The sequence below is a fragment of the Lichenibacterium minor genome (assembly GCF_004137685.1).
GTDB classification, from domain to species: domain Bacteria; phylum Pseudomonadota; class Alphaproteobacteria; order Rhizobiales; family Beijerinckiaceae; genus Lichenihabitans; species Lichenihabitans minor.
In genome coordinates, this window is record NZ_QYBB01000118.1 from 1 (window position 1) to 2753 (window position 2753).

Below are 2753 nucleotides of genomic sequence, written 5' to 3' on the forward strand. Positions count from 1 at the left end.
CTGAGGGCTGTCAGGCGCCGATGGTGCCCAGCACGGTGCTGAAGGTGCTCGCATCCGAGGTGATGCGAGCCGTGGCCACTACGGTGCGCACGGCGGCTTCACCCTTCGCGGACCACATGGCGCGAGAGCCGTTGGTGTTCTTGCGTTTGATCACGGCGGGCCGTAGGTCGCGCTCGCAGGCATTGTTGGTTGGCTCGACCCGCCCGGGGAAGGACGCGAAAGTCAGAAGCTGGTCATGGGCGCGGCGCATCCGGTTCTAGATGTCGCGCGCCAGGTCGCAGGTGGCCGGGGCGGCGAGGATATCGCCGAGGGAGCGCTCCAGCTTGCGGCGCTTGGTGGTCACCGTGGAGGGCGCCGACGTGGTGATGGTTCGTGCCAGGGCGAAAGCTCCGTCGAGCCACAGGTTCAGCCGCAGGGCGAGGGTGTCGTCGCCGGCGTCGAGAGCGTAGGCGACACACGCGGGCGAGGTGCGCCAGGCAGGTCTGCTGGCGGTCGGCATGCCCTTGTTGGGCGGAGTAGCGGTCCGACAGCCACACGGCCGGCCGATGCCCGTCCATGATCTCGTGCACCACGCACGCTCCCCGCGTCGGAGCGGCATGATGCACCACCGCTTCCTCGCAGCGGAAAACCCATGTGTGGACGGGCCTTGCGGTGCAAGCGAAATTATGATGGCGGTCGGTCGGGTTGCAGCCATGTGTCCGGCCTGTCGGTGCGGCGCTCATGGCCGCTGGCCTTGATGAAGTCCGCGACCGAGGTCCCAATCAATGATTCGCGCTCAGGAAGTGCTTGGGTTTTGCGGGTTGCCCTCGATCCCGGGTCGACCGGTTCGTCATCATGTTTCAGCACCTTGCACACCCACCCATCGACGTCGAAACATCGACAGGCGGGATCTCCTCAGGCGACCGCGGCCGCCTTGAACTCTTCGCCGCGCGCCAGCACCGCCCAGGCGATCCGCGCCGTCTTGTTGGCCAGGGCCACGGACACGACGCGGGCCGGCTTGCGCTCCAGCAGCTGCTTCGCCCAGGCCCTGCCCGGATTGTCCTCCCGCGCTCGGCGGAGCATCGACGTCGCGCCGATCACCAGGAGGTGCCGGATCGAGCCGTCACCCTGTTTGCTGATGCGCCCGAGCCGCTCCTTGCCGCCGCTGCTGTGCGGCTTCGGCGTGAGGCCGAGCCAAGCGGCGAACTGCCGACCCGAGCGGAACAGGGCGGGATCGGGCACGGAGGCCGAGATGGCGCTCGCCGTGATCGGCCCAACGCCCGGGATCGTGATCAACCGGCGGCTGGGCGCATCGGCCCGGCACCAGGCGACGATCTCCTTCTCTGTCTTGCGGACCTCGTCCGTAATCTGGCTGATCCGCTCGATGAGGCGACGAAGGGCCGATTGCGCCATCGTCGGAAAGTTGGCCCGCTCGGTCTGAAACTGCGCGATGGCATCCTTGAGCCCGACCAAGCCCTGCGCCGCCACGATACCGAACTCGGCGAGGTGCCCACGCAAGGCGTTGATGAGGGCTGTCCGCTGCCGGACCAGGAGTTCGCGCACCTTGTGCGTCATCAGCACGGCCTGCTGGTAGATCGTCTTCACGGCGACGAAACGCATGGTGGGCCTGGTCACGGCCTCAGCGATGGCCCCGGCATCGGCAGCGTCGGTCTTGCCCCGCTTGACGTAGGGCTTCACGTAGATCGGCGGCATGAGCTTGACGGTGTGCCCGATCTTGATCAGTTCACGTGCCCAGTGATGCGCGGTGGCGCAAGCTTCCATGCCCACCAGACACGGCGAGATCTTTTTGAAGAAGCCGATGACTTCTTACCTTCGCAGCTATCGGCGAAGGAGGACCTTACTTACGGTGTCGATACCGTAAACCTGAAAGACGTTCTTGGCCAGATCGAGGCCGATGACGCTGACGCTTGCCATGGGATGCTCCTACTGACGATTGCTACTCTGATCTTGGCACATTCCTGCCGGGAGCAGGAGCCGTCCACCCCATCAATGATACGCGTTCGTGCCCTCGATGCGCACGCCGGTCTCGTCGGACGCCACCACGGTGGCGCGACGCAGCCTCGACAGCGCTGCGTCGCGCCCGGCGTCGAAGCGCGTTTCGGCCCGGCGCAGCATGTCGGTCAGCCCGCCCTGGCTGATGCGCAGGCCGAACAGGTCAAGAGAGCCTTCTGCAAGCGCTCGTAGGACACGGCTTGGAACGTCTTCAGGTATACGGCCGTGGCGTGCAGGCGCGGGCCGAACGGCGAGGCCGCAGCCTCCGCCCGCCGCGGCGCTACCACATGCGCCCCGCATCCCGGGCACACCACTGCCAAGCGCCGGTGCTGCTCGACGACGGGCTTCACCTCTGGCAGCTCGATGTGCTCGTGCACGCTGACCGTCTCGACGGCCAGATCGGGCGACAACGCCAACCCGCAGTCGGGGCACTCGGTCGGACGGTGATCGACGACCGTATCAGGGACCTCGGCGGCGATCCGGCTGTGGCCTTCGTGGCCGGGCTTTGCGTTCCCGGGCCTGGAATACTCGCGGCGTTCCTTGCGGTCGGTCGAGGGCGGCTTGGACGACGTGCGCGACGTCTTGGCCGGGCGCTGTAGCTTCAGCACCAGCTCAATCAGTTCGTCCTTGCTCAGACGCTCGAGATCACCACGGCTCATGCCACGAAGGAATCAGCCTTCATCACGCTGCGCAAGCCGTCGTTGCACCTCGGCCGACCATGCTCGGAGCCGGTCGCCTCACTCAACCCCGTGGGTAGATAC

Annotated in this window: 3 pseudogenes; all 3 read right to left on the minus strand. The window is 66.6% G+C overall.

The features are described 5' to 3' along the window. Positions 1 to 10: 10 nt before the first annotated feature. Positions 11 to 632, minus strand: a pseudogene (locus D3273_RS29505) (IS66 family transposase); the annotation flags it as partial. A 262-nt stretch (positions 633 to 894) separates the two neighbouring features. Next, positions 895 to 1914, minus strand: a pseudogene (locus D3273_RS27440) (IS110 family RNA-guided transposase). Positions 1915 to 1989: 75 nt separating this feature from the next. Next, positions 1990 to 2651: pseudogene (locus D3273_RS27445) on the minus strand (IS66 family transposase zinc-finger binding domain-containing protein); the annotation flags it as partial. Between the last annotated feature and the right edge of the window lie 102 nt (positions 2652 to 2753).